This window comes from Nocardioides sp. Z38_18 (assembly GCF_058215695.1).
The window spans coordinates 1,481,973-1,508,627 of sequence record NZ_JBZAJE010000002.1; the positions used below are offsets into that span (position 1 = coordinate 1,481,973).

Here is a 26,655-nt window from a genome sequence, read left to right on the forward strand (position 1 = left end):
GCCCGGTGCAGGCTCGCCAGCGGGTGCTGGCCGAAGCCTGACCGGACGGCGTGGGAAACTCCCCACGTGACCACCACAGGCTCCGAGACCCGCGGACGCATCGCCTACCAGGGCGAGCCGGGCGCGAACTCCCACATCGTGTGCAAGCAGCACTACCCCGACTGGGAGTCGGTGCCGTGCGCCTCGTTCGAGGACGTCTTCGCAGCGGTGGAAGCCGGGGACGCGGACCTGGCGATGATCCCGATCGACAACTCGATCGCCGGCCGGGTCGCCGACATCCACCACTTCCTGCCGAGCTCGAACCTGCACATCATCGGGGAGCACTTCCTGCGCATCCAGTTCGCGCTGATGGCGCTGCCCGGCGCCTCCCTGGGGGGCCTGCGCACGGTGCACAGCCACGTGCACGCACTCGGCCAGTGCCGCAAGGTGATCCGGCAGCACGGCCTGAACCCGGTGATCGCCGGCGACACCGCGGGCGCCGCGCGTGAGGTGGCCGAGTCCGGTGACCTCACCCAGGCGGCGATCTCGCCGCCGCTGGCCGCAGAGACCTACGGCCTCGAGATCCTGCAGCGCGACGTCGAGGACGAGGAGCACAACACCACGCGCTTCGTCGTCCTCTCCCGAGACCTCGTCCAGGCCTCCGCGGGCGGCGGGCCGGTCGTGACCAGCTTCATCTTCAACGTGCGCAACCTCCCGGCCGCGCTGTACAAGGCCCTGGGCGGGTTCGCGACCAACGGGGTGAACATGACCAAGCTGGAGAGCTACATGGTCGGCGGGCACTTCGCGGCCACGCAGTTCCTCGCCGAGGTCGACGGCCACCCCGAGGACCCGGCCCTGCGCAACGCGCTGGAGGAGCTGGCGTTCTTCACCACCGAGATCAAGATCCTCGGCGTCTACCCGGCGGACAGCTTCCGGTCGCGCTGAGCGACCTTCCGAGACCTCCGGACTAGTCCGACCCCGTTATCTCTGCATGAACCGTTGCGACCGGGGTAGGTCCGGTCGCAGCATCGACAGATGCGCTCCACGTACAAGGGCCTCGCCCACACGCTCGCTGGTCTGGTCGCCGTCCAGGCGGCGGTGATGGTGTTCGCCATCGCCGGTCTCTACAACTGGATCACCGCCGGGAACACCCTCACCGAGTCGGTGATGGAGGACCAGTCGCTGGACTTCACCGGCTCGATCGGGTTCATGCTGCACGGCGTCATCGGGATGATGCTGATGCCCCTGCTGGCGCTGGTGCTGCTGGTGATCAGCTTCTTCGCCAGGATCGAGGGAGGCGTCAAGTGGGCCGCGATCGTCCTCGGACTGGTCGTGCTCCAGGTCGCCCTCGGGATCTTCGGACACGAGACGGCGTACTCCGGTGCACTGCACGGCCTGAACGCCATCGTGCTGTTCAGCGTGGCCACCCAGGCGGGTCGCCGGGTCTCCGCGGTGACCCAGGGGAGCAGTCCGCGTGCCGAGGTCCCAGCTGGCCAGTGACGGGCGGTCCCGGGTGACCAGGGAGCGGATCCGGCTCCTGGTCGCGGTGGTCCTCACCCTGGCGCTGGTCGGGCCGCTGGCGTGGATGTGGTGGGACAGCCGCCTGCCCTCGTCGTACTCCGCGATGTCCATGGGGGAGCTCGATCACGGAGGTGGGCCCCGCTCTGCCGGCAGCCACGGCGGCGGCCACGGGCACGGGCAGCCCGGCACCGGTCCCGTGAGCGTGGACGACCTCGGCACCGAGGAGAACCGTCCGGCCGACGTCGTGGTGGACCTGGTCGCCCGCGAGGGGGAGGTCGAGCTGGCCTCCGGGGAGAAGGTCGCGGGCTTCTCCCTCAACGGCAGCACCCCGGGACCGCTCATCGAGGCGACCGTGGGCCAGCTCGTCGAGGTCCGGCTGCGCAACGAGTCGGTCGAGCGCGGGGTGGCGCTGCACTGGCACGGCGTGGACGTCCCCAACGCCGAGGACGGTGTCGCCGGGGTCACCCAGGACGCCGTGGCCGAAGGGGAGACCTACACCTACCGGTGGGTGGCACCCGACGCCGGCACCTACTGGTACCACTCCCACCAGCTCTCCGACGAGCAGGTCAAGGGCGGCCTGCTCGGCGCCGTCGTGATCCACCCCGAGGCCCGCGAGGCCGGGGTGCGCGACGTGGTCGCGGTGAGCCACCTGTACGCCGGCAAGGCCACCGTCAACGGCCGCACGGGCGACGTGCGCGTCGAGGCCCGGCCCGGGGAGCGGCTGCGGGTGCGGATCGTGAACACCGACAACGGCCAGCAGAACGTGTGGTCGCGGAGCCCGTTCCTGCTGCGGGCGGTCGACGGGACCGAGGTCAACGGACCCACCCCGGTGACCGACGCCTCCGTCGCCGTACCCGCCGGTGGACGGGCCGATCTCGAGGTCACGGTGCCCGCGGACGGTTCCGCGCTGCGACTGGAGCTGCTCGGCAGCGCCGGGATGGTGATCGGCCCGGGCAGCCCACGGGCCGCACCGGCGGACAAGCCCGACGCCGAGGTCGACCTGCTCGGCTACGGCACCCGGAAGCCGGTCGCCCTGGAGACCAGCAAGCCCGACCGGAGCTTCCGCTACTCGGTCGGGCGTCGTCCGGGCTTCCTTGACGGGCGTCCCGGCATCTGGTGGAGCGTCAACAGCAAGCTCTACCCCGACATGCCCATGTTCGTGGTGCGCGAGGGCGACGTGGTGCGGGTGCGGATCTCCAACGGCAGCGGGGAGAGCCACCCGATGCACCTGCACGGGCACCACGCCCTGGTGCTGTCGCGGGACGGGAAGAAGGCGAGCGGCAGCCCGTGGTGGTTCGACTCCCTGGAGGTGCAGGACGGTCAGTCCTTCGACGTGGTGTTCCTCGCGGACAACCCCGGGGTGTGGATGGACCACTGCCACAACCTCAAGCACGCCCGGGAGGGCCTGGTCACCCACCTGATGTACGAGGGCGTGACCACGCCGTACCGCCTCGGGAAGGACTCGGGGAACGTGCCGGAGTGAGGGGGCGGCGCACCGGATAGTTTGAGCCCGTGACCGGACCCGAACCGCTGCACGTGCCCACGGCCGGAGTCCGTTGATGGATCTTCTCGTCATCGCGATCGTCTTCGGTGCGATCTTCGTGGTCGAGCTGCCGGACAAGACGTTCATCGCGGCGCTGGTGCTCTCCACCCGCTACAAGCCGCTGGCGGTCTGGGTGGGTGTGGGCCTCGCGTTCCTCGTGCAGACCCTGATCGCGGTCCTGGCCGGCCACCTGGCGACCTTCCTCCCGGAGACCCTGATCAAGTCGGTGGCCCTGTTGGTCTTCCTGATCGGCGCCTTCGTGCTGTTCCGCTCCGCGCCCGGAGCAGACGCCGAGGAGAAGGAGACCGAGGCGGAGTTCGAGGCGAAGGCCACCGACTCGCGTACCGGGCTCAAGGCCGTGCTCGCGTCGTTCGTGGTGCTGTTCGCCGCGGAGTGGGGCGACCTCTCCCAGCTGCTCACGATCAGCATGGTCGCCAAGTACGGCCACCCGGTCAGCGTCTTCCTCGGTGCCTGGATCGCCCTGCTCACCGTCTCCGGGCTGGCCATCCTCGCCGGACGGGTGCTGCTGCGCTACATCAAGCTCTCCACCGTGCACTACGTCGGCGCGGCCGTCTGCCTGGTCCTGGCGGTGCTCACCGGGGTGGAGCTCGTCGCCTGAGCCCTCTCGGGATCCGGTCCGGCGCCTCTAGGCTGCCGGGATGAGCGAACCCGTCACGCCGTCCCCTCGCCCGGGTGTCACCAGTGAGGTCGGCCGGCTGCGCACCGTGCTGCTGCACCGGCCGGGTCCCGAGCTCAAGCGGCTCACCCCGCGCAACAACGACCAGCTCCTCTTCGACGCGATCCCCTGGGTCAGCCGGGCCCAGGAGGAGCACGACGCCTTCGCCGACGCGCTGCGCAGCCGCGGCGTGGAGGTGCTCTACCTGACCGACCTCCTGGTCGAGACCCTGGCCGCTGCCGATGCCCGGGCGCGGGCCGTGGACGCGGTCACCTCCTCGCTCCGGCTGGGGGACACCCTGCGCGACCACCTGCAGGCCGCTCTGGGGGAGCTCGCCCCCGAGCAGCTCACCGACGTGCTCACCGCCGGCCTGCGCAACGACGAGGTCAGGGGTGGCTCCGGCCTGGTGACCAGCCTGCTGCCCGGGGACGCGTTCCTGGTCGACCCGCTGCCCAACCTGCTGTTCACCCGCGACTCCAGCGTGTGGATCGGGGAGAAGGTGGCGATCACGTCGCTCGCGATGCCCGCCCGCGAGCGGGAGAGCCAGCTCACCGAGCTGATCTACACCGGACATCCCCGGTTCGCGTCCACCGGCCAGCTCCACGGCTGGCGCCGCGAGCACGTCGAGGGGGGCGACGTACTGCTGCTGTCGCCAGGCGTGATCGCCGTCGGCGTCGGGGAGCGTACGACGCCCGCAGGTGTCGAGCGTCTGGCCCGCCAGGTCCTCGGCGACGGGACCACCCACACCGTGCTCGCGGTCCCGATCGCCCAGGAACGGGCCACGATGCACCTCGACACCGTGTGCACGATGGTCGACGTCGACAAGATCGTGATGTATCCCAACGTCGCCGACCACCTCACCGCCCACGCCGTCACCCTCGACGAGGACGGCCGGCTGCTCGTCGCCGGGGCGGAGCCGTTCCTGGTGGCTGCGGCGAAGGCGATGGAGATCGACACGTTGCACCAGATCGACACCGGCCTCGACCCGGTCACCGCTGAGCGTGAGCAGTGGGACGACGGCAACAACACCCTGGCGATCGCACCCCGGGTCGCGGTGGCCTACGAGCGCAACGTGGAGACCAACGGCCGGCTCGAGGACGCGGGCATCGAGGTGATCGCGATCTCCGGCTCCGAGCTGGGCTCGGGACGCGGCGGCCCCCGGTGCATGTCCTGCCCGATCGCCCGCGACGAGGTCTGACCGCCGCAGGCGCTGCCATCGGGCTCTGCTCAGGCAGCGCCTCTGGGGGCGTACATGATCACCGCGACCCCGACGAGGCAGATCAGTGCGCCGGCGATGTCGTAGCGGTCCGGCTTGAACCCGTCGGCGACCATGCCCCAGACCAGGGAGCCGGCGACGAACACGCCGCCGTAGGCCGCCAGGATCCGTCCGAAGTTGGCGTCGGGCTGGAGCGTGGCCACGAACCCGTAGAGACCCAGGGCGATGACGCCCGCGCCGACCCAGATCCAGCCCCGGTGCTCGCGCACTCCCTGCCACACCAGCCACGCGCCGCCGATCTCGGCGACGGCGGCTGCGAGGAACAGGAGCAGGGAGCGGGCGGTGGTCATGCCCGAGATCATCCCAGCCCGACAGAGGTCGAACTTCCGGCGGATCCGGGGCGAACGACGAAGCCGGCCCACGAGGGACCGGCTCCGGAGCTCCCGGCGGTGATCGCCTGGAAAGACAAGTGCCCGGCCGGTGTTGACGGGGGGGACAACATCGGCCGGGGCTTGCTAAAAGTAAACCACGGTCTGGGTGACGACAACGAAAACCGCGGAAACCGAGGGCTGGACCAGATCAACTGGTCTGGACGTCACCGGATGGTGAGCTGACGACTGGCCAGTCCGGCGCGGGCGGCGCGCTCCTCGGTCGTCAGCGGAGCCGAGGAACTGATCGCCTCCTCCAGCGACTTCGCCAGCGCGGCCGCGGGCTCCGCGAGCGCCTCGGCGCCGGTGCCCACCGGGAGGTCCCAGACCGGGACGGCGAGGCCGTGGGTGCGGAACATCCCGATCACCCGGTCCCCCTCGACCAGGCTGTCGGTCCCGGCGACGTGGAGGCGGGCGAACGCGTCGAGGACCCGGTCCTCGTCCTGGGGCAGCACCCAGCGGAGGTACTCCCGGTTCCCCACCGAGGTCCAGTACGCCGCTTCGACGCCGGCGACCCGCTTCGTGGGGGCGGCGGCGCCGTTGGCCTGCTCCAGGGCCGCGGCCATGGACCCGTCCTTGTCCTCGAGATCGGCCACCCAGTAGTCGAAGCCCTCGTGCACAGTGACCTCCAGCGGGGCGGAACCCACGAGGTCCTGGAGCCGCGGCCCCTCGCCGGGGGGCTCCGCGAGCCCGACCATGCTGCCCGGCTCGGCGTCGAGGGCCTTGAGGAGTACGGCGGCCAGGTCACGGCTCGGGTCGCCGTACGAGTGCTGCACCTGAAGCCCCAGCCAGATGGTGCCGTCCTGGCGCACCAGCGCCGGGGCCGCGGCGGGCAGCAGCGAGCACAGCAGCACGTCGCGGTCGGTCCCGGTGACCTCCAGCGGCGCCGTGGCCGCCGGCACGAACTCCCTCAGGGCGACCAGGTCGGCCTCCCCGCGGAGCCCTTCGAACGGACGGGGGACGTAGACCGACGGCGGACCGTCCGGGCTCCCGTGGCAGGCCTTGTAGCGCCGACCCGACCCGCACGGGCAGGGCTGGCGGGGGCCGACGACGCCCTCACCGCCCGGAGCCTGTCCTTGATTCCGGGCCGTGGTTTCGGTGGTTGCGGCCGAGGTGCGGTTGCGTTGGCGAGCCTTCTTTCCCATGCGCGAAGACTAGGCGGCGGCCCCAGGGGCCCCCGAGGAGGCCTCAGGGCAGGGGGAGCAGTGCGTGCACCGTCGTGCGGGACCGCGTGGACTCCACCCACCAGCGCGCCGCGAGCGTCTCGACGATCGCGAGCCCGCGACCGGCGAGGTCGCAGCCCCCGGCGTCGACCTTGGTGGGGGCGGTGCGCGCCCCACCGTCGGTCACCGCGATGTCGAGCCCGGTGGGCCCGGCGGTCCAGCTCACCCGCACGGTGCCGTCGTCGAGGGGGCGTGCGTGCCGGATCGCGTTGCCGACCAGCTCGCTGACCACGAGCCGCGCGTCCTCGCACCGCTCGTCGCGGGCGTCCACCCGGCTGAGCCACTCGATCAGGCGGGAACGGGCGATCCGGGCGCTGCCCGGGGCGAAGGGGAGATCGATTGCCGTCGGGTCACCCTCCAGCATTGCGCCGGTGTTCTGCGCCATGAGTCCTCCGCTCGGGTGCCTGGTCGCCCGTACCTTTTCAGCGGCACTCTGCCCCTGGGGATCGATCATGAAACGCCGCCGCCCAAAGTTCTCATATACGTCACGGCCGCGCCTGGGACGTCGGTGATGATCCCCCGGATGCCGAGGTCGAGGCAGCGGTCGATGTCCTTGGGCGTGTTTACCGTGAAACAGTGCACCGGCCTGCCGATCCCGACGATGCGGGCGACGAGCTCCTGGTGGTCGCGGACGAGGTCGAGGTCGACCCCGGTGCTCCAGTCGGCGTCGACGAAGGGGCGGGCGCGGTACCACTGCCGAGGGGTGCTCACCAGCAGCACGATCTCCAGGTCGGGTGCCAGGCGCCGCAGCCGCCGCAGGGCCACCCAGGAGAACGACATCACCCTGACGGGAGAGTTGGCCCCTGCCCACCCGAACTCGTCCAGCAGCTCCACCAGGCGGCGCTCCACGAGGCCGGCGTAGCGGGTGGGGTGCTTGGTCTCGATCGCCAGCTCGACGCGGCGGGGGTAGTCGGCGACGGTCTCCAGCAGCCGGCGCAGGGTGAGCAGCTTGGCCAGCTCGGGGTCCCAGTCGGGGGCCTCGTCGTCCAGGTCGGCCCAGGGCCGCTTCCAGGAGGCGACGTCGAGTCCCTCGAGGTCGGCCAGGTCCATGGTGGACACGACGCCGTCGCGGTGCGCCGTACGCCGCATGTTGCGGTCGTGCACACAGACCAGGTGGCCGTCGGCGGTGAGCCGTACGTCGCACTCGAGGGCGTCGGCGCCTTCGTCGAGAGCCGCCACGTAGGCGCCCAAGGTGTGTTCGGCGTTGGTGGCGCTGGAGCCACGGTGGGCGATGACCTGCGGCCGACTCTGGACCATGGGCCCATTCTGCACGCAGGGTAGTGATGCCCCTGCTGCGCACCTGCCCGGCGTGGGGCGCGGGCTCAGCGCTGGCTGCGCAGGAACTTCCCGAAGTGGGGCACGGTGAAGGCCACCGTGCCGCGCTCCCCGGAGAACACGAGGCCCTTCTTGATCAGTCCGTCGCGGGCGGGGGACAGCGACTGTGGCTTGCGGTCCAGCAGCCGCGCGACCTCCGCGGTGCTGACCGGCAGGTCCTGGGTGTTCTCGCCGAGGTCGGCCATCGCGGTCATGTAGTCACGCTCGGCGGGAGTGGCCCGGTCGTACCTCGCGCCGAAGAAGCCGACCGCGAGCTCCGCCTCGGCCTCGGGGGCGGCCTGCATCACGTCGTCCCACCTGATCGGGGTGTCCACAGCGACGTCCCAGGTGACCTTGCCGTAGGCCTGCACGAAGTAGGGGTAGCCGTCGGTCAGCCGGTAGAGCTCCTCGAGCGCGCGGGGCTCGTAGGTCGCGTCCTCGGTGGCGGCGGGGACGGTCCACGCGCGCTCGGCCATGTCGCGGGGGAGGCGGTCGACCGAGACGTAGCGGAACAGGCGCTCGGCGTACGACTTGGAGGCGGCGAGCGCCACCGGGAGGTGCGGCAGCCCCGCACCCACCACGAGGAGGGGTGCTCCCTGCTGGCTGATCTCGTGGCAGGCGCCGCACAGCGCGGCCAGCTCGTGCGGGGGCAGGTCCTGCATCTCGTCGATGAACAGGGCGATGCCCACCCCGAGGTCACCGGCCAGCGAGGCGACGTCGGTGAACAGCTCGACGAGGTCGAGCTCGAGGTCGCCGGAGTCGGCGCGGCCGCTCGCGGCCGGCACGTCGAGCGGCGGCTGCCACCGGTTCTGCCGGGACCCCGTCTTGCGGTCCTTGAGCTCGGTCCGGAGCGCGAACGCCTTGAGAACTCCGGTCACCTCCTCGACCCGGTCGGGGTTGCGGTGCCGGTGGGCGACCTCGCGCACCGCGGCGTGCACCGCCTGGGCCAGGGGGAGGCGGATCGACTGGTCAGGCCGGGCCTCGATCTTGCCGGTGCCCCAGGCGCGCTTGACCGCGAGGCTGCGCAGGGCGTTGAGCAGCACCGTCTTGCCCACGCCGCGCAGGCCCGAGAGCACCATGCTGCGGTCGGGACGGCCGGCGGCCACCCGCTCGAGGGTGACCTCGAACTGCTGCAGCTCGCGGTCGCGACCGGCCAGCTCGGGCGGGCGCTGCCCGGCGCCGGGCGCGTAGGGGTTCCTGATCGGGTCCATGACGAGGAAGATATCCGCCCGTCTAGGAAATCCCCTAGATTTGCCTAGCGAGTCGTAGCGGAACCTGCGTCCGGTTCGGCGTCGAGCCCGGCACGCAGGATCTCGATCAGGGCCGGGACCTCCTCGACGGCGAGCCGGAAGGTGCCGGTGCACTCGCTGCCGCGCCACAGCGAGAGCACCACCAGGTCGTTGGCGTGGTGCCAGCGGACACGAAGAGTGCGTCCCTCACCACGGGGGTCGAGGAAGAACTCGGCACCCACGGGGGTCGTCGCGACCTTGGCCATGACGGATTCTCCCTCCGTCACGGGCAGGACACCAGTGCTCAACGGCAACCGCCCACGTCGGAGAGGTCCCCGTCGGAGAGCACCCGCGAGCCCGAACCGAACCCGTAGGCCGAGCAGTAGTAGAAGCTCAGCAGCGACGCGCGGCGCAGCGTGACCGGCTTCCACACCCCGCCGCCGGCCGGCTCGAGGTAGCGGAACGAGGTGCCCGTCAGCGCGGCGTCGTTGCTGCGGTGCTTGAGGTAGCGGTCCAGCCAGGCCTGCACGTAGTGGCTGGAGAGGGCCTGGCCGTAGCGGCTGGCCGGCAGCACCAGCGGGATGTCGGTGTACTCCAGGTGCGTCGAGGCCCGGGGCACCACCAGCATGCTGTCCACCCCCGCCTTGCGCCACGCGTCGTACCCGGTGGCGCGCTCACGCTGCGGGTCGGGACCCTGGGGGCTCGGCGCCGGGCTGAGCGAGGACCCGCCACTGAGGAGGTACGGCGAGACCGTGAAGCCGTACTCCGACTGCAGCGCCAGGGCGGGTACGACGGGCTTGGTCCCGGAGCCGTCCAGCGGGCCGTCGGAGCCCGGGCCGGTGAGCTTGTCCAGCGCGACCACCGCAGCCACCCGCTTGTCGGTGCCCTGCACCCGCGAGACCGCGGCAGCCCCCATGGAGTGGCCGATGATCGCGATCCTGCTGGTGCGGCCCGGGGTCGCCGTACGCCGGTCGGGGGTGCGGTCGAACTGCTGCCAGTACGGGTTGAACGCGCTCGTCCGCGCACCCGCAGACCCCGGGTTGGCGTAGGGCCGAGCCGGGGTGGAGGTGAAGAACGACAGCGCGTCCTCGGTGCCCACGACGAAGTTGGACAGCTGCTGGGAGGGGACACCGGGGCAGCCGAGCTGCTCGCCGTCGCGCGGGGTGGCGAACGGGTTGCAGAACGGGAGCGCGTTGGCCGTGCCTCCCGGCACCGGCTCGTGCGGCAGGGTCTCGCTGCTGCCCTGGCCCTGCACGTCGTAGGTCAGGACGACGTAGCCCCGCTCCGCGAGGTCCTGGGCGAGCCAGCGGTACATCCCCTCGCTGCCCTGCACGGAACCCTCGGTGAGCACGACGCCGGGGAACGGCCCGCGGAGCAGCTCGCCGGTGTAGGGGTCCCGAGCGCCGGGCCTCGGTCGGTGGACCGTGCCGCGGAGCAGCGCGCCGTACCGGTTGGTGAACGCGACGCGCTCGCTCAGCCCCCGGGTGCCGTTCCAGCCCGCCCGCAGCGGGTTGCCGACGTTCCAGCCCGGCACCACGCGGCCGGCGGTCAGCGGGAGGCGGGTGGGAGAGGCGGCCTGCTCCAGGAGCATCCGGGCCTGGTCCGCGGTGATGCTCAGTGCCAAGGAGGGGAGGTACGCCGGGTTCTGCAGCTGGCCACCCGGCCCGGTGACGCGGCCGTAGGCGTCGAGCAGGTTCTGGGTGTCCCGCGCGACGTAGGCCGGGCTCCCGACTGCGGGTTCCGGGTCGGCGGCGTACGAGGTGGCCGGCGCCAGCGCCGCCCCAGCGGTGAGCAGCCCGAGGACCACGGTGGCGAGCAGCGGACGGGTCAGGTGGCGGCGCATGCCACCTCAACGAGGGTCCACGACGGGAGTTACCGCAGTAGCCTGTGCCGGTGCCCGAGCTCCCCGAGGTCGAAGCCCTGGTCCAGGACCTGTCGCGTCGTCTGGACGGCCGTGCCGTCGTACGCGTGGACATCGCCGCGTTCAGCTGCCTGAAGACCTACGACCCCCCGGTCACGGCGCTCGCCGGCGGGATGGTCGACGGCGTCAGCCGGCACGGCAAGTTCCTCGACATCGACGTCTCCGGCACCCACCTCGTGCTCCACCTGGCCCGCGCGGGCTGGGTGCGCTGGAAGGACGAGGTGCCACCGGTGCCGCCGCGGCCCAGCAACAAGTCGCCCCTCGCGGCCCGGATCGTCCTCGACAACGGGGCCGGCCTCGACGTCACCGAGGCCGGGACGCGCAAGAGCCTGGCGCTGTACGTCGTCCGCGACCCCGCCGACGTCGAGGGCATCGCCCGGCTGGGACCCGACCCGCTCGCCGACGAGTTCACCCCCGAGGTGCTCGGCGACATCCTCACCAGCGCCGGCCGCGCCCAGATCAAGGGGGTGCTGCGGCACCAGGGCACCATCGCCGGGATCGGCAACGCCTACTCCGACGAGCTCCTGCACGCGGCGCGGCTCTCGCCGTTCAAGCCCGCGAACAGCCTCACCGACGCCGAGCTGCAGAACCTCCACGACGCCATCCGCACCGTCCTCGGGGACGCCGTGAAACGGTCCTCGGGGTTGGCTGCCAGCGAGCTCAAGGGCGAGAAGAAGAGCAACATGTCGGTGCACGGGCGCACGGGCGAGGCGTGCCCGGTCTGCGGGGACACGGTGCGCGAGGTCAGTTTCGCCGACTCGAGCCTGCAGTACTGCCCCACCTGCCAGACCGGTGGGAAGCCGCTGGCTGACCGGCGTACCTCGAAGTTCCTGAAGTAGCCTCGAGACATGATCGAAGTACCGACCATCGAGGTAGCCCAGGTTCCGGATCCCCTTCCCGAGGGTGTGACCGTGCTCGACGTGCGGGAGTCGATCGAGTGGGAGCACGGCCACATCGAGGGTGCGGTGCACATCCCGCTGACCGAGATCCCCGAGCGCACCGAGGAGCTGCCGGCCGACCAGCAGCTGCTCGTGGTGTGCAAGCTCGGCGGCCGGTCCTCCCAGGCCACGGCCTTCCTGCGCGAGAAGGGCGTCGAGGCGATCAACCTCGCCGGCGGCATGGTCGAGTGGAGTGCCGCGGACCGGCCGATGGTCCGCGAGGGCGAGGGCGAGCCGCTCGTCGTCTGATCCAGGGGGGCGGCTGCCCGGTCACAGGGACGGGCAGTTCGGCCGCCACGGAGGCGTGACACGCGGGGACACCGGGCGGGCGACCTCCAACTGCCCGTCGTTGGGTGGCAGCCCTCAGCGCCAGGGTGCGGGCAGCGGCAGCCGCAGTGCCTGTCGCAGCCGGGAGAGATACTCCGCGCGCGGGATCTCCTCCACCCCCAGCGACGCCAGGTGCGGCGTCTGCCACTGGGTGTCCAGCAGCCGGGCGTCGGCGTACTCGTCGCTGAGCAGCTCGACCAGCCCCATCAGCGCCACCTTCGAGGCGTCGCGCTGGCGGGCGAACATCGACTCGCCCGCGAACAGCCCGCCGATGGCGACGCCGTACAGGCCGCCGGCGAGCTCGCCGTCGCGCCAGGCCTCCACGGAGTGGGCCCAGCCGAGCTCGTGCAGGTCGACGTACGCCGCCAGGATCTCGTCGTCGATCCAGCCCCCCGACCGGCTCGGGTCCGAGCAGCCGCGGACGACCTCGGCGAAAGCGGAGTCCACGCGGATCTCGAAGTGCCGGGCGGACTTGCGCAGGGAGCGGGTGACGCGCAGGCCGGACAGCGGGAGCACACCGCGCTCCACCGGGGACCACCAGGCCATCTCCGCTGCCACTTGCCGGTTCCGCCGGAACGGGCGTGCCTGCGGGCCCTCCACCGGCATCGGGAACAGGCCGCCCCGGTAGGCGGCGAGCAGGGTGCCGGGCGCCAGGTCGCCCCCGACCGCGACGAGGTCACCCTCGGTGGAGTCGGCGGGCGGGAACTCCCACTGGGTGGGCGGTGGTTCGTGGGGCACGGGGACATGGTCGCAGGGTCGTGAAACGTGCCGGGTGTGCAGGCTTTGTACGCTTCAGGGCATGAGCCTCTCCAAGCGCATCGGCCGCAGCATGGCGCCCAAGGTCACCCAGCTGGCGCCCAACATCACGGCCGGCGTGGTGCAGCAGGCGCTCACCCGGGCCATCCGCGGGGTCGGCCCGCTCACCGGTGCCGCCGCGGCCGCCGACAAGCAGTTGCGCGAGCAGGACGGCGACGTGGACAAGGCCATCCGCGAGGTGATCGAGAACCACGTCCGTCTCGCCGGCGCCCAGGGGTTCGTCACCAACATCGGCGGGCTGGTGACGATGGCGGTCACGGTGCCGACCAACATCACCGGGATGGCGCTGATCCAGTGCCGGATGGTGGCCGCGATCGCGCATTTGCGCGGTTATGACCTCGAGGAGCCCCGCACCCGCAACGCGATCCTGGCGTGCCTGCTCGGCGAGGAGCGGATGCTGGCGCTGATCAAGAAGAAGAAGCTCCCCGGGACCCCGATGGCGCTGGCGACCGCGCCGGTCCACGACCCGCACCTGGACAACATCATGGCCAACGAGGTCGCCTCGGAGCTGGTCACGATGATCGCCGGCAAGCGGATCGCGACCACGGTCGGACGACGGGTCCCGGTGGTCGGCGGACTCGTGGGGATGGGGACCGACGGGTTCTCGACCTGGAAGATCGGCCGCTACGCCGACCGCGAGTTCCTGCCCCGCAAGCGGCGGTAGACCGCGAGGGCGGCGCGCATCGCGGTGTTGGTGCGCGACATCCGCACCAGGCGCTGCTTGGCCCGGTAGGTGCGGGTCCCGTGGAACCGGTCGAGCTGGCCCATCAGGTCCTCGATCACGCCGTGCAGCTCGACCTCGACGTCGCGCAGTCGGGCCGCCTCGCCGGTCATGATCGCCAGCCCGTCGAGGGCCGCGTCGGCGACGAGGCGCTCGTCGATGGTGTCCGGGTCGGTGAACGGCACCGGTGGTGGCGGGACGAGGTCGTCGAGGTCTCCGACGATGTCGTAGCCCCGCAGGGCGATCTCGCTGATCCAGGACCGGCCGAGCCCCGCTGCCCACCGGTAGGCCTCGTCGGGCAGGGAGAGCCGCGGGGAGCCCGCACGCTGCGAGAGGTTGTTGTGCACCAGGATCTCGCGCACGAACCGGCGGTACTGGGGGTTGGGGAGCACGTCGTTGAGCCGCTCGTTGAGCCGCCGGACCATCTCCGACTCCGGTACGCCGAGCGAGGCGTTCGTCCGCGAGGAGGGGGTGAACTCCGCCGGGTCGATCCCGAACAGGCCGGCGAACCGCTCCCAGAGCAAGGTCGGGCTCGACCCGGGCGGCGGAACGGTGACGATGTGCACCCGCTCGCGGGGGATCGACTCCGCCCACCGGTCGAGCACGTCCGGGATCTCCTGCACTCCCCAGAACCACTGGGCCACCTGGGTGCCGCGCTGCTCGTCGCGCAGTGCCTCGAGGAAGTCGTCGTAGCGCCTGATCCGCCGGTGCTTGACGTTCTCCTGCCACTCGGCGGGGATCTGGCGGACGAGGTCGCGGGCGGAGAAGACGATGTGGATCTCGCTGCGGTCGCCCAGCGACTCCAGGGCACGGGCGACCTGCACCCGTGAGGCGGTGCCGAAGATCTCGTGGCTGATGATCGAGGTCCCCGGCCAGGCGCGCACCTGCGCGGCCAGCCGTTCCCAGGCGCCGCCGGCCTCGCGCTCCAGACCGCCCCAGGGCAGCTCCATCAGGTCGAGCGCCGCGAGGAAGTGGGCGTCGTGGCGGTCGGCGGCGTACAGGATGCCGCGCTCGCGCAGGGCGTCGCGGTGGGTGAACAAGATGTCCTGGACGAACGACGTGCCGGTCTTGGGGGAGCCCACGTGGAGGAGCACGCGTCGGGTCACGCTCGGCCTCCCAGTTCCCAGAGCCTCAGGCAGGCCGTCACGGCCAGCTCCAGAGTGTGTTCACGATCGATGGCGCCGGACGCAGCGTGCTCGCTGGGAGCCAGCGCCTGCGGATCGCCGTGCACAGCGTAGCCAGCCGCGAGCAGCTCCCTCGCGGTGGCCGCGGCGACGTCGCGGGCCCACGGGAGCGAGGCGGCCGGGACCACCGGCGCCGCGGTGCGGGCAGCGTCGGGGCGCGACTCCTCGGGAGCGGTGGCGAGTGCCCAGGCCAGCGTCCGCGCCAGGCTGCGGGTGCGGCTCGGTCCCTGGGTGAGCGCGGTCAACCGGTTCACCCGGCGGAGCAGGTCGCACAGGTGGGCGTCGCCGGCGCTGTGCAGCCTCCCCGGCCGCGCACCGAGCACGCCGGTGGCCAGCGCGAGCGCGTCCTCGGCGTCACGGGCGACCACCACGTGCAGCGGCTCGCGGGGCCGGTCGCGCAGCCCCGCCGCGATGGCCGCGACGTCGATGGTGGACGGGAGCCGTCCCGCGGCCTCCGCGCGGCGCCAGGTGGTGGACCACTTCAGGATGCCCCCGCCGCGCACGGCCGCGCTCCACTGCTCGGCCATCATCACCTCGACCGGCCGGGCGATCACGACGTGGGTGGGACGCCAGTCGGTCTCGACGTACCCCTGCTCGAGCAGCACCCGGCGTACGGCCGCGACCGTGGACGGGGCGCCGTGCAGGCGGAACCGCCGGCGCCAGGGCAGCGGCAGCCGGGAGTGCGGGCGCGGCTGCGCGGGAGGCGGGGGTACGCCGGGCAGCAGCCGGGCGATCACGCCGACCCCGAGGCGGATCAGCTCCTGGGCGGGGACCTGGCTCGGGTCGTGCGCCGGCGTGCCGAAGGACCGTCCGTGGGTGGGCCACTGCAGCGGCACGTCGATGAGGCCACGGCCGGGGGCTGCGGTCTTGAGCACCAGGTCGGCAAGCCCTGGCTGCTCGCCCGGGCCACCCGCGGCGGCCAGGTTGATCCGGCGGACCAGCTCGAGGTGGATCGCGTCGGGCAGCGGCCGCGCGGGATCGGCGGCCGGGACCGCGGCGAGGTCGGCCGCGGCCGGGAGCCACCGCGACCAGGCGGTGGTGCCGCCGGAACGCAGGTGGTGGGCCCAGCCGGCGACGGCCTGTTCGTAGGTGAGGCCGGAGCCTTCCGCGGTCGGTGTCACAGCCGCAGCCGTCGGGTCAGCCAGGCCATCGGCCCGGTCTCGCCGGGCGGGGTGTCCAGCTCGACGAGCACGTGGGCCAGCGCCTCGATGGCCGCCTGCGCGACCGCCTCGGGGTCGGCGGCATCGGGGTCGGGCCAGTCGCCGGCCGGGTCGGGCCACACCGGCACCAGGTCGTCGAGGTCACCGACGACGTCGACGCCGGTGCCGCGGATCGTCTCCAGCCAGCCGGCGGTGATCGCGTCCACCTTCGCCCGGTCCTCGGGCGGGACGGTGGCGAGCACCTTGTCCGGCCGCCGGGCGAGGACCTCCTTGACGATCGTCTCCCGGACCCACTCGACGTAGGTCGCCCGGGACACCTTCCGCTCCGCCAGCTCGGCGTTGAGCCGGCGCAGCAGCGTGACCTCGGCGCCTCCCAGCGAGGCGTTGGTGGTCTGCGTCTCGGCGTACGCCACGTTCTCGCTGAGCCCGACCACCCCGGCGAAGCGGTTCCAGAGCAGGTCTCGCGGCGCGCCCTGGGGGGGCACGGTGACCAGGTGCACGCGCTCGGGGGGTACGTCGGCGCCCCACCGCTCCAGGATCCGCGGCAGGTGCTGGACCCGCCAGAAGCCCATCTGCCAGTCCTTGCGGGTGTAGTTCTTCTCCAGCGCCGCGATGAACTCGTGGTAGCTGCGGCGGGCCCGGTGCTTGACCCGCTCCTGCCACTCGGCGGGGACCTGCCGGCCGAGGTCGCGCGCGGTGAGCACCACGTGCACCTCGTGGCCGGGGAACGAGGCCATCGCCCGGGCGACGCTCTCGGGCTTGGCCCCGGCGAGGATCTCGTGGCTGACCAGCACGTCGCGTCGGGCCTTGCGCGCCTCCACGACCAGGGCGTCCCACTGACCGCGTGCCGCGCGCTCCGCGCCGGCCCACCGCTCCCCGGTCAGGTCGAGGGCTGCCTCGAAGTGGTTGCCGGTGCGGGTGCGGACGTAGTCGAGGCCCTGCTGCTCCAGCAGTGCGCGGTTCAGGGAGCACTTGTCCTGCAGATAGCTCGTGCCGCTCTTGGGGGTCCCGACGTGAAGGTAGACCCGACGGCTCATGTGCGCATTGTGCCCGGTGCCAGTGCGGTCACGACCCGGGAGGGGCTCGGTCGGCCCAGCACCCCGGCCATCCACGCGCTGGTCTCCACCAGTGAGGGCAGGTCCACCCCGGTCTCGATGCCGAGCCCGTGCAGCATCCAGACGAGGTCCTCGGTGGCGAGGTTGCCGGTGGCGCTCTCGGCGTACGGGCAGCCGCCGAGACCGCCGGCACTGGCGTCGAAGGTGGTGATGCCGTGCTGCAGCGCGGCCAGCGCGTTGGCCAGCGCCTGGCCGTAGGTGTCGTGGAAGTGCACCGCGAGCGAGTCGTTCGCCAGTCCCGCCTCGTTGAACGCGGTGAGCAGGTCGCTCACGTGGCCGGCGGTGCCGACCCCGATGGTGTCGCCGAGGGAGAGCTGGCTGGCGCCGAGGTCGTGCAGCCGCTTGCCGACGCGCACCACCTGCTCGATCGGCACGTCCCCCTCCCAGGGGTCGCCGAAGCACATGCTCACGTAGGCGCGTACGTCGAGGCCGGCCGCGCGTGCGCGCACGACGGTGGGCTCGAACATCGCGAACTGCTCGTCCAGGCTGCGGTTGAGGTTGCGCTGCGCGAAGGACTCGGTGGCGCTGCCGAAGATCGCGATGTGCTCGCACCCGAGCTCGAGCGCGCGGTCGAGCCCACGCTCGTTGGGCACCAGTACCGGGAGCCGGCGGCCCGTGTCACCGAGCAGCGTCATCAGCTCGCCGGCGTCGGCGAGCTGGGGGACCCACTTGGGGTGCACGAAGCTGGTCGCCTCGACCACGGGCAGGCCGGCCTCGAGGAGCCGGTGGACGAACTCAGCCTTCGCCTGGACCGGGACGACCGTGTCCTCGTTCTGGAGGCCGTCGCGCGGACCGACCTCGTAGATGGTCACCCGCTCGGGGAGCGTGCCACGCTCACTCATCGGCGTCTCCTTCCACCACGAACAGCACCTGGCCCAGCGCCACCTGCGATCCGACCTCGGCCCCCACCCTGGTGACCCTGCCGGTGAACGGAGCCTGGAGGGCGAGCTCCATCTTCATCGCCTCCAGCACGCCGAGTCGCTGGCCCTCCTCGACAGCATCGCCCTCGGCCACGTCGACGTCGAGGACGGTGCCGGGCATCGGGGCGAGCAGGGTCCCGTCCGTCGTACCCGCTCCGGCGCCGGGGCCGAACGCGTCGGGACGGGTGAACCGGCGGGTGTGCCCGCGGTGCGCCACCTCGACGACGTGGGGCTCGACGATGACCACCGCCTCCAGCACGGTGCCGTCGACCTCGAGCCGGACCACGGGCCCGTCGCGGTCGACCAGCGCCACGGCATGGGTGCCGGCTGTGCCTGATCCTGGACCGGACACCTCGTTGGCCGAGACCAGCCAGCGGTCGTCGAGCTCCACGGTCACCGGAGCCGGCGGGCCCGCGGAGCGCCAGCCGTCACCGATCCCGAAGGGACTGTGGTCGCGCGGGGCGTCGGAGGCCACCACCCAGGCCGCGAACACGGCGGCCACGGTGTCCTCGGGCTGCCGTACGCCGTCGGGGTTGCGGTCCAGCCAGCCGGTGTCGATCCGGGAGTCGCGGAACTCCTCGCTCGCGGCCAGCTCGCGCAGGAAGCCGATGTTGGTGGTCAGCCCGATCACCGCGGTGTCGTCGAGCGCGGCGACCAGCTTCTTGCGGGCGGCCTCCCGGGTGGGCCCGTGCACGATGACCTTGCCCAGCATCGGGTCGTAGGAGGTCGCGACGTCCTGCCCGCTCGCCAGCGCCTCGTCGTTGCGCGCCAGCCCCGACCAGTGCACGTAGGTGGCCGTCCCCGCCTGGGGCAGGAACCCGTTGAACGCGTCCTCGGCGTAGACCCGCGCCTCGATGGCGTGCCCCACGCAGGACAGGTCCTCCTGGCCGAACGGCAGCCGCTCGCCCGCCGCGATCGACAGCTGCAGGTCGACCAGATCGATCCCCGCGGTGGTTGATCCTGTCGAGACCGAGCCCGTCGAGACCACCAGCTCGGTCACCGGGTGCTCCACCTGCAGCCGGGTGTTCATCTCCAGGAAGTACACCCCGTCGGTGCCGCGAGCCGGGTCCACCAGGAACTCCACCGTGCCCGCGTTCACGTAGCCGACCTCGCGGGACAGTGCGACGGCTGCGTTGGTGAGCACCGCGCGCACGTCCTCGCTGACGCTGGGCGAGGGCGCCTCCTCGATCACCTTCTGGTGGCGGCGCTGGGCCGAGCAGTCGCGCTCGAAGAGGTGCACCACGTTGCCGTGGGCGTCGGCGAGCACCTGGACCTCCACGTGGCGGCCGTGCTCGACGTACCGCTCGATGATCAGGGTGTCGTCGCCGAAGGAGCTCTGCGCCTCGCGCCGGGCTGCCGCGATCGCCTGCTGCAGGTCGCCGGGCTCGCGGACCACCCGCATCCCCTTGCCGCCGCCTCCGGCCGCGGCCTTGACCAGCACCGGGAACTCGCCGGGCGCGATGTCGCCGTCGATCGGGTGGTCGGGCACGACCGGGACCCCGGCGGCGACCGCGATGGTGCGGGCGCGGTCCTTGCGGCCCATCTGGTCCATCACCTCGGCGGAGGGGCCCACGAAGACCAGGCCGGCGTCCACGACGGCGCGGGCGAACTCGGCACGCTCGGAGAGGAAGCCGTAGCCGGGGTGGATCGCCTGGGCCCCGCTGTCGCGGGCGGCCTTCAGGATCGCCTCGATGTCCAGGTAGGACTCCGTGGCCGGGGTCGGCCCGATCCAGCAGGCCGCGTCGGCCTCGCGCACGTGCGCCGCCTGCCGGTCGGCGTCGGAGTAGACAGCGACGGTGCGCAGGCCGCGGGCGCGGGCGGAGCGGATCACCCGGCGGGCGATCTCGCCGCGGTTGGCGACCAGGAGGGTGTCGAACATGCGGGTCACATCCTGAAGATGCCGTAGGAGGGCGCGGGAACGGGTGCGTTGGCCGCCGCGGCGAGGCCCATCGCGAGTACGCGCCGGGTGTCGAGCGGGTCGATGATGCCGTCGTCCCACAGGCGGGCGGTGGAGTAGTACGGCGAGCCCTGGCGCTCGTACTGCTCCCGGATCGGCGCCTTGAAGGACTCCTCGTCCTCGGCCGACCACTCCTCGCCCCTGGCCTCCAGGCCGTCGCGCCTGACCGTGGCGAGCACGGCCGCGGCCTGCTCCCCGCCCATCACCGAGATCCGGGCGTTCGGCCACATCCACAGGAAGCGCGGGTCGTAGGCCCGGCCGCACATGCCGTAGTTGCCCGCCCCGAAGGAGCCGCCGATCACGACGGTGAACTTCGGCACCACCGAGCACGCGACCGCGGTGACCAGCTTGGCGCCGTCGCGGGCGATCCCGTCGTTCTCGTATTCCCGGCCCACCATGAACCCGCTGATGTTCTGCAGGAACACGATCGGGGTGCGGCGCTGGTTGCACAGCTCGATGAAGTGCGCACCCTTGCGCGCCGACTCCGAGAACAGGATCCCGTTGTTGGCGACGATCCCGACGTCGTACCCCCAGATCTTGGCGAAGCCGCAGACCAGCGTCTCGGCGTAGAGCTGCTTGAACTCGTGGAACCGGCTGCCGTCGACGATCCGGGTGATCACCTCGCGCACGTCGTACGGCGTGCGGGTGTCGGCCGGCACCACGGTGTAGAGCTCGGCCGGATCCTTCACCGGCTCCTCGACCTGGGCCGGTCGCTCGGTGGTCTGCCGGGGCAGCGTCGCCACGATCGACCGGATGATCTGCAGCGCGTGGGCGTCGTCCTCGGCGAGGTGGTCCACGACCCCGGACTTGCGGGCGTGCACCTCGCCGCCGCCGAGCTCCTCGGCAGTGACCACCTCACCGGTCGCGGCCTTCACCAGCGGCGGGCCGCCGAGGAAGATCGTGCCCTGGTCCCGGACGATCACGGTCTCGTCCGACATCGCCGGCACGTAGGCGCCGCCGGCGGTGCACGAGCCCATCACCGCGGCGATCTGCGGGATCTGCTCGGCGGAGAGGTTGGCCTGGTTGAAGAAGATCCGGCCGAAGTGCTCCTTGTCGGGGAAGACGTCGTCCTGCATCGGCAGGAACGCGCCGCCGGAGTCGACGAGGTAGATGCACGGCAGCTTGTTCGCCCGCGCAACCTCCTGGGCGCGCAGGTGCTTCTTGACCGTGATCGGGTAGTAGGTGCCGCCCTTGACGGTCGCGTCGTTCGCGACGATCACGCACTCGCGGCCCTCGACCCGGCCGATGCCGGTGATGATGCTGGCGCTGGGGACGGCGAAGTCGTCGCCCTCCTGCGCGCCGTACATCCCGTACGCCGCCAGCGGGCTCAGCTCGAGGAACGGGCTCCCTGGGTCGAGAAGGGTGTCGATCCGCTCGCGCGCGAGCATCTTGCCCCGGCCGGTGTGCTTGGCCCGGGCGGACTCGGAACCGCCCTGCCACACCCGGGCGGTGCGCTCCCGCAGCTCGTCGACGAGGTCCTGCATGCCGGAACCCACGGTGATTGCCTCCTCGCGGCGTACGCCGTTGTTAACGATCGCTAACCGGAGGCTACTCCCTCGGCTGGCTGGGTGTCAGGAGCAGTGTTAACGGCCGCTAACCTAGGCGGGTGACGGAGCGGAAGCAGCAGATCATGGCCATCGCGGCCGAGCTGTTCGCCGAGAAGGGCTTCCATGGCGTCTCCATCGCCGAGCTGGGAGCCGCCTGCGGGTTCTCCGGCCCCGCGATCTACCGGCACTTCCGGTCCAAGGACGCGGTGCTCGCCGAGATGCTGGTCAGCATCAGCGCCGAGCTGCTCACCGAGGGCCGGCGCCGGGTCCGGGAGGCGGAGGACGCTCCCGCGGCGCTGCGGGCGCTGATCGACTGGCACGTCACGTTCGCGCTGGACCACAAGGCGCTGATCGTCGTCCAGGACCGGGACTGGTCGGCGCTGCCGCTGGAGGCGCGCGAGAAGGTGCGTGAGACCCAGCGCAAGTACGTCGAGGTCTGGGTCAAGCAGCTGCGCACCATCCACCCCGACCTGGCGCTCCGCCCGGCCCGCGCGAGGGTGCACGCGGCGTTCGGGCTGCTGAACTCCACCCCGCACAGCGCGTTCCTGGAGCGCGACGAGATGCACGACCTCCTCGCGGAGATGGCGGCTCAGGCACTGGGCTGCCCGGGTCCGACGGCCGGCACTCTGACGGAGCTGGGCGACAAGACCGAGTGACCCGGTGTTGGGTGGTGCCATGGAGCCTCCCGACACTTCCGAGCAGCGCGAAGACCTGGAGACGCGTCTCGAGATCCTCGAGGCGCTGCTGGTCGCCTGCTCCCGGAGGGCCGAGGTGCTCGAGGTGGTCGGCGCAGCCGAGGGCTTCGGGGATGCAGTGGGCGCGGTGCGCGACCTGCTGGGCGTCGGCGACATCCCGGCAAGGGCGGTGCTCGACCTGCAGATCTCGCGGTTCACCTCGAAGAGGCGGGCAGAGCTGACGTCGATGCGTGACGAGGCCCGGCAGGCGCTCGAGCAGCTCAGGTAGGCATCGTCACTGGTCGGGTGGTTCGCGTCCGATGGCTCGCCGCCCTCGCACCAGTGCACGAGGTGGTGCGAGAGCCCTGCCCGACGGGGCGCTGGAGCTGAGCTCTCCACTACAAGCTCGCGCGAGATCCCGCCCTCCCCGGGCGAGGTGGGCCGTCCACGGGCCAGCAGGTGAACACCGACGGGAGGCGCCCGAGTCGCTAGGGTGCAAATGCCCGTCCGTCCGACGCAGGAGTGTCCATGTCGATCCGCCTCGCAGGAGCAGTAGTGCTGCTCTCCGTCTCCCTCTTGCTGACCGCGTGTGGTGAGAACTCCGACTCCTCGGGGAACGCCGGATCGGGGGAGACCCTCTCGATCAGCGCCATCCCCGACCAGGACCCCTCCGAGCTCAGCGCCCGCGAGGAGGCCCTGGCCGACTACCTTGGGGACGCGCTGGACGTGGAGGTGGAGTACGTCCCGGTGACCGACTACGCCGCCTCGGTGAACCTGTTCAAGGCCGGCGACCTCGACATGGTCTTCTACGGCGGCCTCACCGGCGTACAGGCGCGGTTGCAGACGCCGGGGGCGAACCTGCTCGCCCAGCGCGACATCGACGAGAAGTTCCAGAGCGTGTTCATCGCGAACAAGAAGGCCGGCATCGCGCCGGTGGCCGACGTGGACGGGCTGGAGGCGTTCGCCGGCAAGCGGTTCACCTTCGGCAGCGAGTCCTCGACCTCGGGCCGGGTGATGCCGGAGTACTTCCTCGACGAGGCGGGCGTGGACAGCTCCGCGGACTTCAAGGGCGAGCCGGGCTACTCGGGATCGCACGACAAGACCATCGACGTGGTCACGGCCGGCTCCTACGACGGCGGGGCCCTGAACGTGCAGGTGTGGGACGCGCGCAAGAAGGCCGGGACGGTCGATCTGGACAAGGTGGTGGAGGTCTTCCGTACGCCGAGCTACCACGACTACCACTGGATGAGCGGTCCCGACGTCGACGAGCGGTTCGGGGACGGCTTCACCGACCGGCTGCGTCAGGCGCTGCTCGACCTCGACGGCTCCACCCCGGCGGAGGCGAAGGTGCTCGAGCTGTACGGCGCGAAGTCCGTGATCGCGACCAAGGCCGACAACTACGACCAGATCGAGGAGATCGCCCGCAAGCTGGGGCTGGTGTCGTGACTCCCGCCGTTCCCGGACGGCCCGTGGTGGCGCTGCGCGGCGTCGGCGTGCGGTACGGCGACCGGCATGCCCTCGCCGGGATCGACCTCGTCGTACGCCCCGGTGAACGGGTCGCGCTGATCGGTCCCAGCGGCGCCGGGAAGTCCACACTGCTCGGGCTGTGCAGCGGCGCCGTCCGCCCGAGCGAGGGGGAGGTCGAGGTGCTGGGCGAGGAGCTGCAGCGCCTGGGCCCCCGCCGGCTGGCCGACCTGCGGCGCCGGGTCGGGACCATCCACCAACGGCTGAGCCTGGTCGGCCAGCTGCGCGTGGTGCACAACGTCAACAGCGGACACCTCGGGCGCTGGAGCACCTGGCGCGCGCTGGTCTCGCTGGTGCGTCCGCTCGAGGTGGACCTGGCGCGGCAGGCGCTCGCACGCACCGGGGTCGCGGACAAGCTGCACGAGCGCACCGACCGGCTCTCCGGCGGCGAGCAGCAGCGGGTGGCGCTGGCGCGGGTGCTGGTGCAGGACCCCGAGCTCGTGCTCGCCGACGAGCCGGTCTCGAGCCTGGACCCGGCGCGGGCCGACGAGGTCGTCCGGATGCTGTGCGAGACCGCGGCCAGCGACGGGCGGGCGCTGCTGGTCAGCCTGCACGATTTCGGGCTGGCGGTGCGTTACTGCGACCGGGTGGTCGGGCTGCGCGGTGGACGGGTGCTGTTCGACCTCCCCTGCGGCGAGGTGGACCAGCGGCGCCACGACGAGCTGTACTCGCTCGAGGCCTCCTGACCCGCGTGAGCAGCTCGTGAGCGACCCGTGAGTGATCTGGCCGAGATCGCCTCCCTGGAGGCGTCCAGGGGTCCCGTCCGCGGGACCTCGACAGCCCCGCGGCGGCGTACGGCTCCGGGGTGGGGTGGCCGTGCGTGGACCCTGGTGTGGGTGCTCGCGGTCGCGTGGTCGCTGGCCGGGGTGCTCGGCGACCGGGAGGTCCTGAACGTCGACGGGTTGCCGCAGCTGGGCGAGTTCTGGAGGCACGCACTGCGCCCGGACCTCTCAGCGGACTTCGTCCGGGCCACTCTCGAGGCCACGCTGACCACAGTGGCGTTCGGCGTCCTCGGTACCGGCCTCTCCGTGCTGATCGGGGTGGTCCTCGCGCTCCCGATGAGCCAGACCTGGTGGGCCGCCGGGTCCCGGTCGCAGGCCGAGCGGGCGGCTCGCGGCGGCGGGCTGGTGCTGGCCCGCGCGGGCGTCGGGCTGCCGCGCGGCGTCCACGAGGCGGTGTGGGGACTGCTGCTGGTCAGCGTCCTGGGCCGGGACCCGCTGGTCGGGGTGCTCGCGATCGCGATCCCGTTCGGGGCGATCACCGCCAAGGTGTACTCCGAGATCCTCGACGAGACCGACCACGCCCCCTACGACTCGCTGCGCGCGGCGGGCGCGGGCCGGCTGGCTGCCATCGTCTACGGCCTGGTGCCGGCGGCGCTGCCGGGGTTCACGTCGTACGCCTTCTACCGCTTCGAGTGCTCGATCCGCTCCGCGGTGATCCTCGGGATGATCGGGGCGGGCGGACTGGGGCTGCAGCTGAGCCTGAGCTTCCAGGGGCTGCAGTACGCCGAGATGTGGACCTCGCTCTACGCGCTCATCGTCCTCGGGGCGCTCGTGGACCGGTGGGGCTCCTGGCTGCGTGGCGGCCGCCGCGCCGAGGGCCGGGGGATGGCGCCGGGTCGCCGCTGGACGCTGTCCGCCGTGCTCGGTTCGGTGCTCGCCGTCGCGTCCGTGGTGCACCTCGCCCCCGACCTCTCCCGGTGGTTCTCCTCGCGGACCTTCGAGCTGCTGGGCGGGCTGGTCGGCGACCTGGTGCCACCGCGGCTGCCCGCCGGCGGGTGGCCGGAGCTGCTCTCCCGGTCGGTGGAGACCCTGCAGATGTCGGTCGTCGCGATCACGATCGCGAGCGTGCTCGGGGTTGCCGTGGCGCTGCTGGCCGCGCGCACCGGCGGCTCCCCGGCGCGGCGGCTGGCGTCGTGGGTGGCCCGGACGGTGCTGCTGGTCACCCGCGCGATCCCGCCGCCGGTGTGGGCGCTGCTGGTCCTGTTCGTGGTGTTCCCCGGCCCGCTGCCCGGCGCGCTGGCGCTGGGGATCTACACCTTCGGCATCCTGGGCCGGCTCTTCGCCGAGGTCGTCGAGGAGCTCGACCCGGGTCCCGGGAAGGCGCTGGCGGAGCTCGGTGCGAGCCCGGCACAGGTGTTCGCCTACGCGACGCTGCCCGGCGCCACCGGGCAGCTGGTCTCCTACAGCCTCTACCGCTGGGAGGTCACCGTCCGCGAGACCGTGGTGGTCGGCGTCGTCGGCGCGGGTGGCCTCGGCCGGCTGCTGGAGCAGCAGCGCGCCGGTTTCGACTACCCGGCGATGTCCACCACGATCCTGGCGCTGATCGGGGTCTCGCTGCTGGTCGACCTGCTCTGCGTCGTCGTACGCCGCTCGCTGCGCTGATCCCGGTGGGCCTGCTCAGGAAGGTGGTCGAGCAGTGAGCGGTCAGCCGAGACCATGCTCGTAGGTGGTCGAGCAGTGAGCGCAGCGAGCGGTCAGTCGAGACCATGCTCCAAGGTGGTCGCAGCGAGCGCAGCGAGCGGTCAGTCGAGACCACGCTCGTAGGTGGTCGAGCAGTGAGCGCAGCGAGCGGTCAGCCGAGACCATGCTCGTAGGTGGTCGAGCAGTGAGCGCAGCGAGCGGTCAGTCGAGACCACTCGGGTGACGTCCCCGGCAACAGCACCCCGGTTGGCTTCCGGGCTCGGGTTCGGGTCTGTGGGCGCGTCACCTTGGGTGGTCTC

General features: G+C 72.0%; 27 protein-coding genes. 13 read left to right on the forward strand and 14 right to left on the reverse strand.

The features are described from left to right. The first annotated feature begins 66 nt into the window (after positions 1-66). The 5 genes from AC4BGC_RS18260 to AC4BGC_RS18280 all read left to right on the forward strand — a co-directional run bounded on the left by AC4BGC_RS18260 (position 67) and on the right by AC4BGC_RS18280 (position 4,917). Positions 67-924, forward strand: coding sequence for a prephenate dehydratase (locus AC4BGC_RS18260; protein WP_490557031.1), 858 nt, complete (start codon positions 67-69; stop codon positions 922-924). Positions 925-1,014: 90 nt separating this feature from the next. Further along, the gene (locus tag AC4BGC_RS18265) at positions 1,015-1,479 is read left to right on the forward strand and encodes a hypothetical protein (protein WP_490546989.1); all 465 of its coding nucleotides are present in this window, start codon (positions 1,015-1,017) and stop codon (positions 1,477-1,479) included. Beyond that, entirely contained in the window at positions 1,454-2,983 is a 1,530-nt protein-coding gene (locus tag AC4BGC_RS18270) for a multicopper oxidase family protein (protein WP_490557032.1), read from the forward strand. Before AC4BGC_RS18265 ends, AC4BGC_RS18270 begins: the two co-directional genes overlap by 26 nt. A 76-nt stretch (positions 2,984-3,059) precedes the next feature. Further along, positions 3,060-3,662, forward strand: coding sequence for a TMEM165/GDT1 family protein (locus tag AC4BGC_RS18275; RefSeq protein WP_490557033.1), 603 nt, complete (start codon positions 3,060-3,062; stop codon positions 3,660-3,662). A gap of 40 nt (positions 3,663-3,702) precedes the next feature. Then, complete coding sequence (locus AC4BGC_RS18280) at positions 3,703-4,917, forward strand: arginine deiminase (RefSeq protein WP_490557034.1); 1,215 nt, start codon at positions 3,703-3,705, stop codon at positions 4,915-4,917. A gap of 29 nt (positions 4,918-4,946) precedes the next feature. On the opposite strand, the gene AC4BGC_RS18285 is transcribed toward AC4BGC_RS18280, so the two are convergent. The 7 genes from AC4BGC_RS18285 to AC4BGC_RS18315 all read right to left on the reverse strand — a co-directional run bounded on the left by AC4BGC_RS18285 (position 4,947) and on the right by AC4BGC_RS18315 (position 10,972). Then, positions 4,947-5,285: a YnfA family protein gene (locus tag AC4BGC_RS18285; RefSeq protein ID WP_490546984.1), complete on the reverse strand. Its 339-nt coding sequence runs from the start codon at positions 5,283-5,285 to the stop codon at positions 4,947-4,949. A gap of 245 nt (positions 5,286-5,530) precedes the next feature. Beyond that, positions 5,531-6,508, reverse strand: coding sequence for a DUF5926 family protein (locus tag AC4BGC_RS18290; protein ID WP_490546982.1), 978 nt, complete (start codon positions 6,506-6,508; stop codon positions 5,531-5,533). Positions 6,509-6,551: 43 nt separating this feature from the next. Then, positions 6,552-6,971, reverse strand: a complete 420-nt coding sequence (locus AC4BGC_RS18295) for an ATP-binding protein (RefSeq protein WP_490557035.1) — start codon at positions 6,969-6,971, stop codon at positions 6,552-6,554. 65 nt (positions 6,972-7,036) lie between these two features. Then, the gene (locus AC4BGC_RS18300; RefSeq protein ID WP_490557036.1) at positions 7,037-7,843 is read right to left on the reverse strand and encodes a glycerophosphodiester phosphodiesterase; all 807 of its coding nucleotides are present in this window, start codon (positions 7,841-7,843) and stop codon (positions 7,037-7,039) included. Between the two features lie 65 nt (positions 7,844-7,908). Beyond that, positions 7,909-9,111: an ATP-binding protein gene (locus AC4BGC_RS18305; RefSeq protein WP_490546976.1), complete on the reverse strand. Its 1,203-nt coding sequence runs from the start codon at positions 9,109-9,111 to the stop codon at positions 7,909-7,911. 44 nt (positions 9,112-9,155) lie between these two features. Continuing rightward, a complete protein-coding gene (locus AC4BGC_RS18310) occupies positions 9,156-9,395 on the reverse strand; it encodes a hypothetical protein (protein WP_490546974.1) in 240 nt (79 codons plus the stop codon). A gap of 38 nt (positions 9,396-9,433) precedes the next feature. Continuing rightward, positions 9,434-10,972 carry an alpha/beta hydrolase family protein gene (locus AC4BGC_RS18315; RefSeq protein ID WP_490557037.1) on the reverse strand — a complete coding sequence of 513 codons (1,539 nt, stop codon included), beginning with the start codon at positions 10,970-10,972 and terminating at the stop codon, positions 9,434-9,436. Between the two features lie 50 nt (positions 10,973-11,022). Between AC4BGC_RS18315 and AC4BGC_RS18320 the strand changes: the two genes are divergently transcribed. After that, on the forward strand, positions 11,023-11,889 hold the full coding sequence (locus AC4BGC_RS18320; protein ID WP_490546972.1) for an Fpg/Nei family DNA glycosylase: 867 nt from the start codon (positions 11,023-11,025) through the stop codon (positions 11,887-11,889). 9 nt (positions 11,890-11,898) lie between these two features. Further along, on the forward strand, positions 11,899-12,237 hold the full coding sequence (locus AC4BGC_RS18325) for a rhodanese-like domain-containing protein (protein ID WP_490546970.1): 339 nt from the start codon (positions 11,899-11,901) through the stop codon (positions 12,235-12,237). Between the two features lie 114 nt (positions 12,238-12,351). Here the strand turns inward: AC4BGC_RS18325 and aat are convergent, their stop codons facing one another. Further along, a complete protein-coding gene (aat, locus tag AC4BGC_RS18330; protein WP_490557038.1) occupies positions 12,352-13,053 on the reverse strand; it encodes a leucyl/phenylalanyl-tRNA--protein transferase in 702 nt (233 codons plus the stop codon). Positions 13,054-13,114: 61 nt separating this feature from the next. Between aat and AC4BGC_RS18335 the strand changes: the two genes are divergently transcribed. Next, positions 13,115-13,795, forward strand: a complete 681-nt coding sequence (locus tag AC4BGC_RS18335; RefSeq protein ID WP_490557039.1) for an EcsC family protein — start codon at positions 13,115-13,117, stop codon at positions 13,793-13,795. Here AC4BGC_RS18335 and AC4BGC_RS18340 read toward each other — a convergent pair. The 6 genes from AC4BGC_RS18340 to AC4BGC_RS18365 are packed head-to-tail and all read right to left on the reverse strand — an operon-like array spanning position 13,756 to position 21,672. After that, positions 13,756-14,958, reverse strand: a complete 1,203-nt coding sequence (locus AC4BGC_RS18340) for a hypothetical protein (protein ID WP_490557040.1) — start codon at positions 14,956-14,958, stop codon at positions 13,756-13,758. The two genes, AC4BGC_RS18335 and AC4BGC_RS18340, sit on opposite strands and share 40 nt — an antisense overlap. Continuing rightward, positions 14,955-16,157 carry a hypothetical protein gene (locus AC4BGC_RS18345; RefSeq protein WP_490557041.1) on the reverse strand — a complete coding sequence of 401 codons (1,203 nt, stop codon included), beginning with the start codon at positions 16,155-16,157 and terminating at the stop codon, positions 14,955-14,957. The genes AC4BGC_RS18340 and AC4BGC_RS18345 overlap by 4 nt, the downstream gene beginning before the upstream one ends. Beyond that, complete coding sequence (locus tag AC4BGC_RS18350) at positions 16,154-17,233, reverse strand: hypothetical protein (RefSeq protein ID WP_490557042.1); 1,080 nt, start codon at positions 17,231-17,233, stop codon at positions 16,154-16,156. The genes AC4BGC_RS18345 and AC4BGC_RS18350 overlap by 4 nt, the downstream gene beginning before the upstream one ends. Beyond that, positions 17,230-18,153: a hydroxymethylglutaryl-CoA lyase gene (locus AC4BGC_RS18355; RefSeq protein WP_490557043.1), complete on the reverse strand. Its 924-nt coding sequence runs from the start codon at positions 18,151-18,153 to the stop codon at positions 17,230-17,232. Before AC4BGC_RS18355 ends, AC4BGC_RS18350 begins: the two co-directional genes overlap by 4 nt. After that, positions 18,146-20,110, reverse strand: a complete 1,965-nt coding sequence (locus AC4BGC_RS18360) for an acetyl/propionyl/methylcrotonyl-CoA carboxylase subunit alpha (protein WP_490557044.1) — start codon at positions 20,108-20,110, stop codon at positions 18,146-18,148. The genes AC4BGC_RS18355 and AC4BGC_RS18360 overlap by 8 nt, the downstream gene beginning before the upstream one ends. A 5-nt stretch (positions 20,111-20,115) precedes the next feature. Further along, a complete protein-coding gene (locus AC4BGC_RS18365) occupies positions 20,116-21,672 on the reverse strand; it encodes a carboxyl transferase domain-containing protein (RefSeq protein ID WP_490557210.1) in 1,557 nt (518 codons plus the stop codon). 122 nt (positions 21,673-21,794) lie between these two features. Between AC4BGC_RS18365 and AC4BGC_RS18370 the strand changes: the two genes are divergently transcribed. From AC4BGC_RS18370 to AC4BGC_RS18390, 5 genes are all read left to right on the forward strand, one after another. Next, entirely contained in the window at positions 21,795-22,391 is a 597-nt protein-coding gene (locus tag AC4BGC_RS18370; protein ID WP_490557045.1) for an SACE_7040 family transcriptional regulator, read from the forward strand. A gap of 19 nt (positions 22,392-22,410) precedes the next feature. Continuing rightward, a complete protein-coding gene (locus AC4BGC_RS18375; protein ID WP_490557046.1) occupies positions 22,411-22,698 on the forward strand; it encodes a hypothetical protein in 288 nt (95 codons plus the stop codon). 239 nt (positions 22,699-22,937) lie between these two features. Continuing rightward, a complete protein-coding gene (locus AC4BGC_RS18380; protein WP_490557047.1) occupies positions 22,938-23,855 on the forward strand; it encodes a putative selenate ABC transporter substrate-binding protein in 918 nt (305 codons plus the stop codon). Beyond that, complete coding sequence (locus tag AC4BGC_RS18385; protein WP_490557048.1) at positions 23,852-24,619, forward strand: phosphonate ABC transporter ATP-binding protein; 768 nt, start codon at positions 23,852-23,854, stop codon at positions 24,617-24,619. Before AC4BGC_RS18380 ends, AC4BGC_RS18385 begins: the two co-directional genes overlap by 4 nt. A gap of 27 nt (positions 24,620-24,646) precedes the next feature. Continuing rightward, a complete protein-coding gene (locus tag AC4BGC_RS18390; RefSeq protein WP_490557049.1) occupies positions 24,647-26,317 on the forward strand; it encodes a PhnE/PtxC family ABC transporter permease in 1,671 nt (556 codons plus the stop codon). Positions 26,318-26,655: the final 338 nt, after the last annotated feature.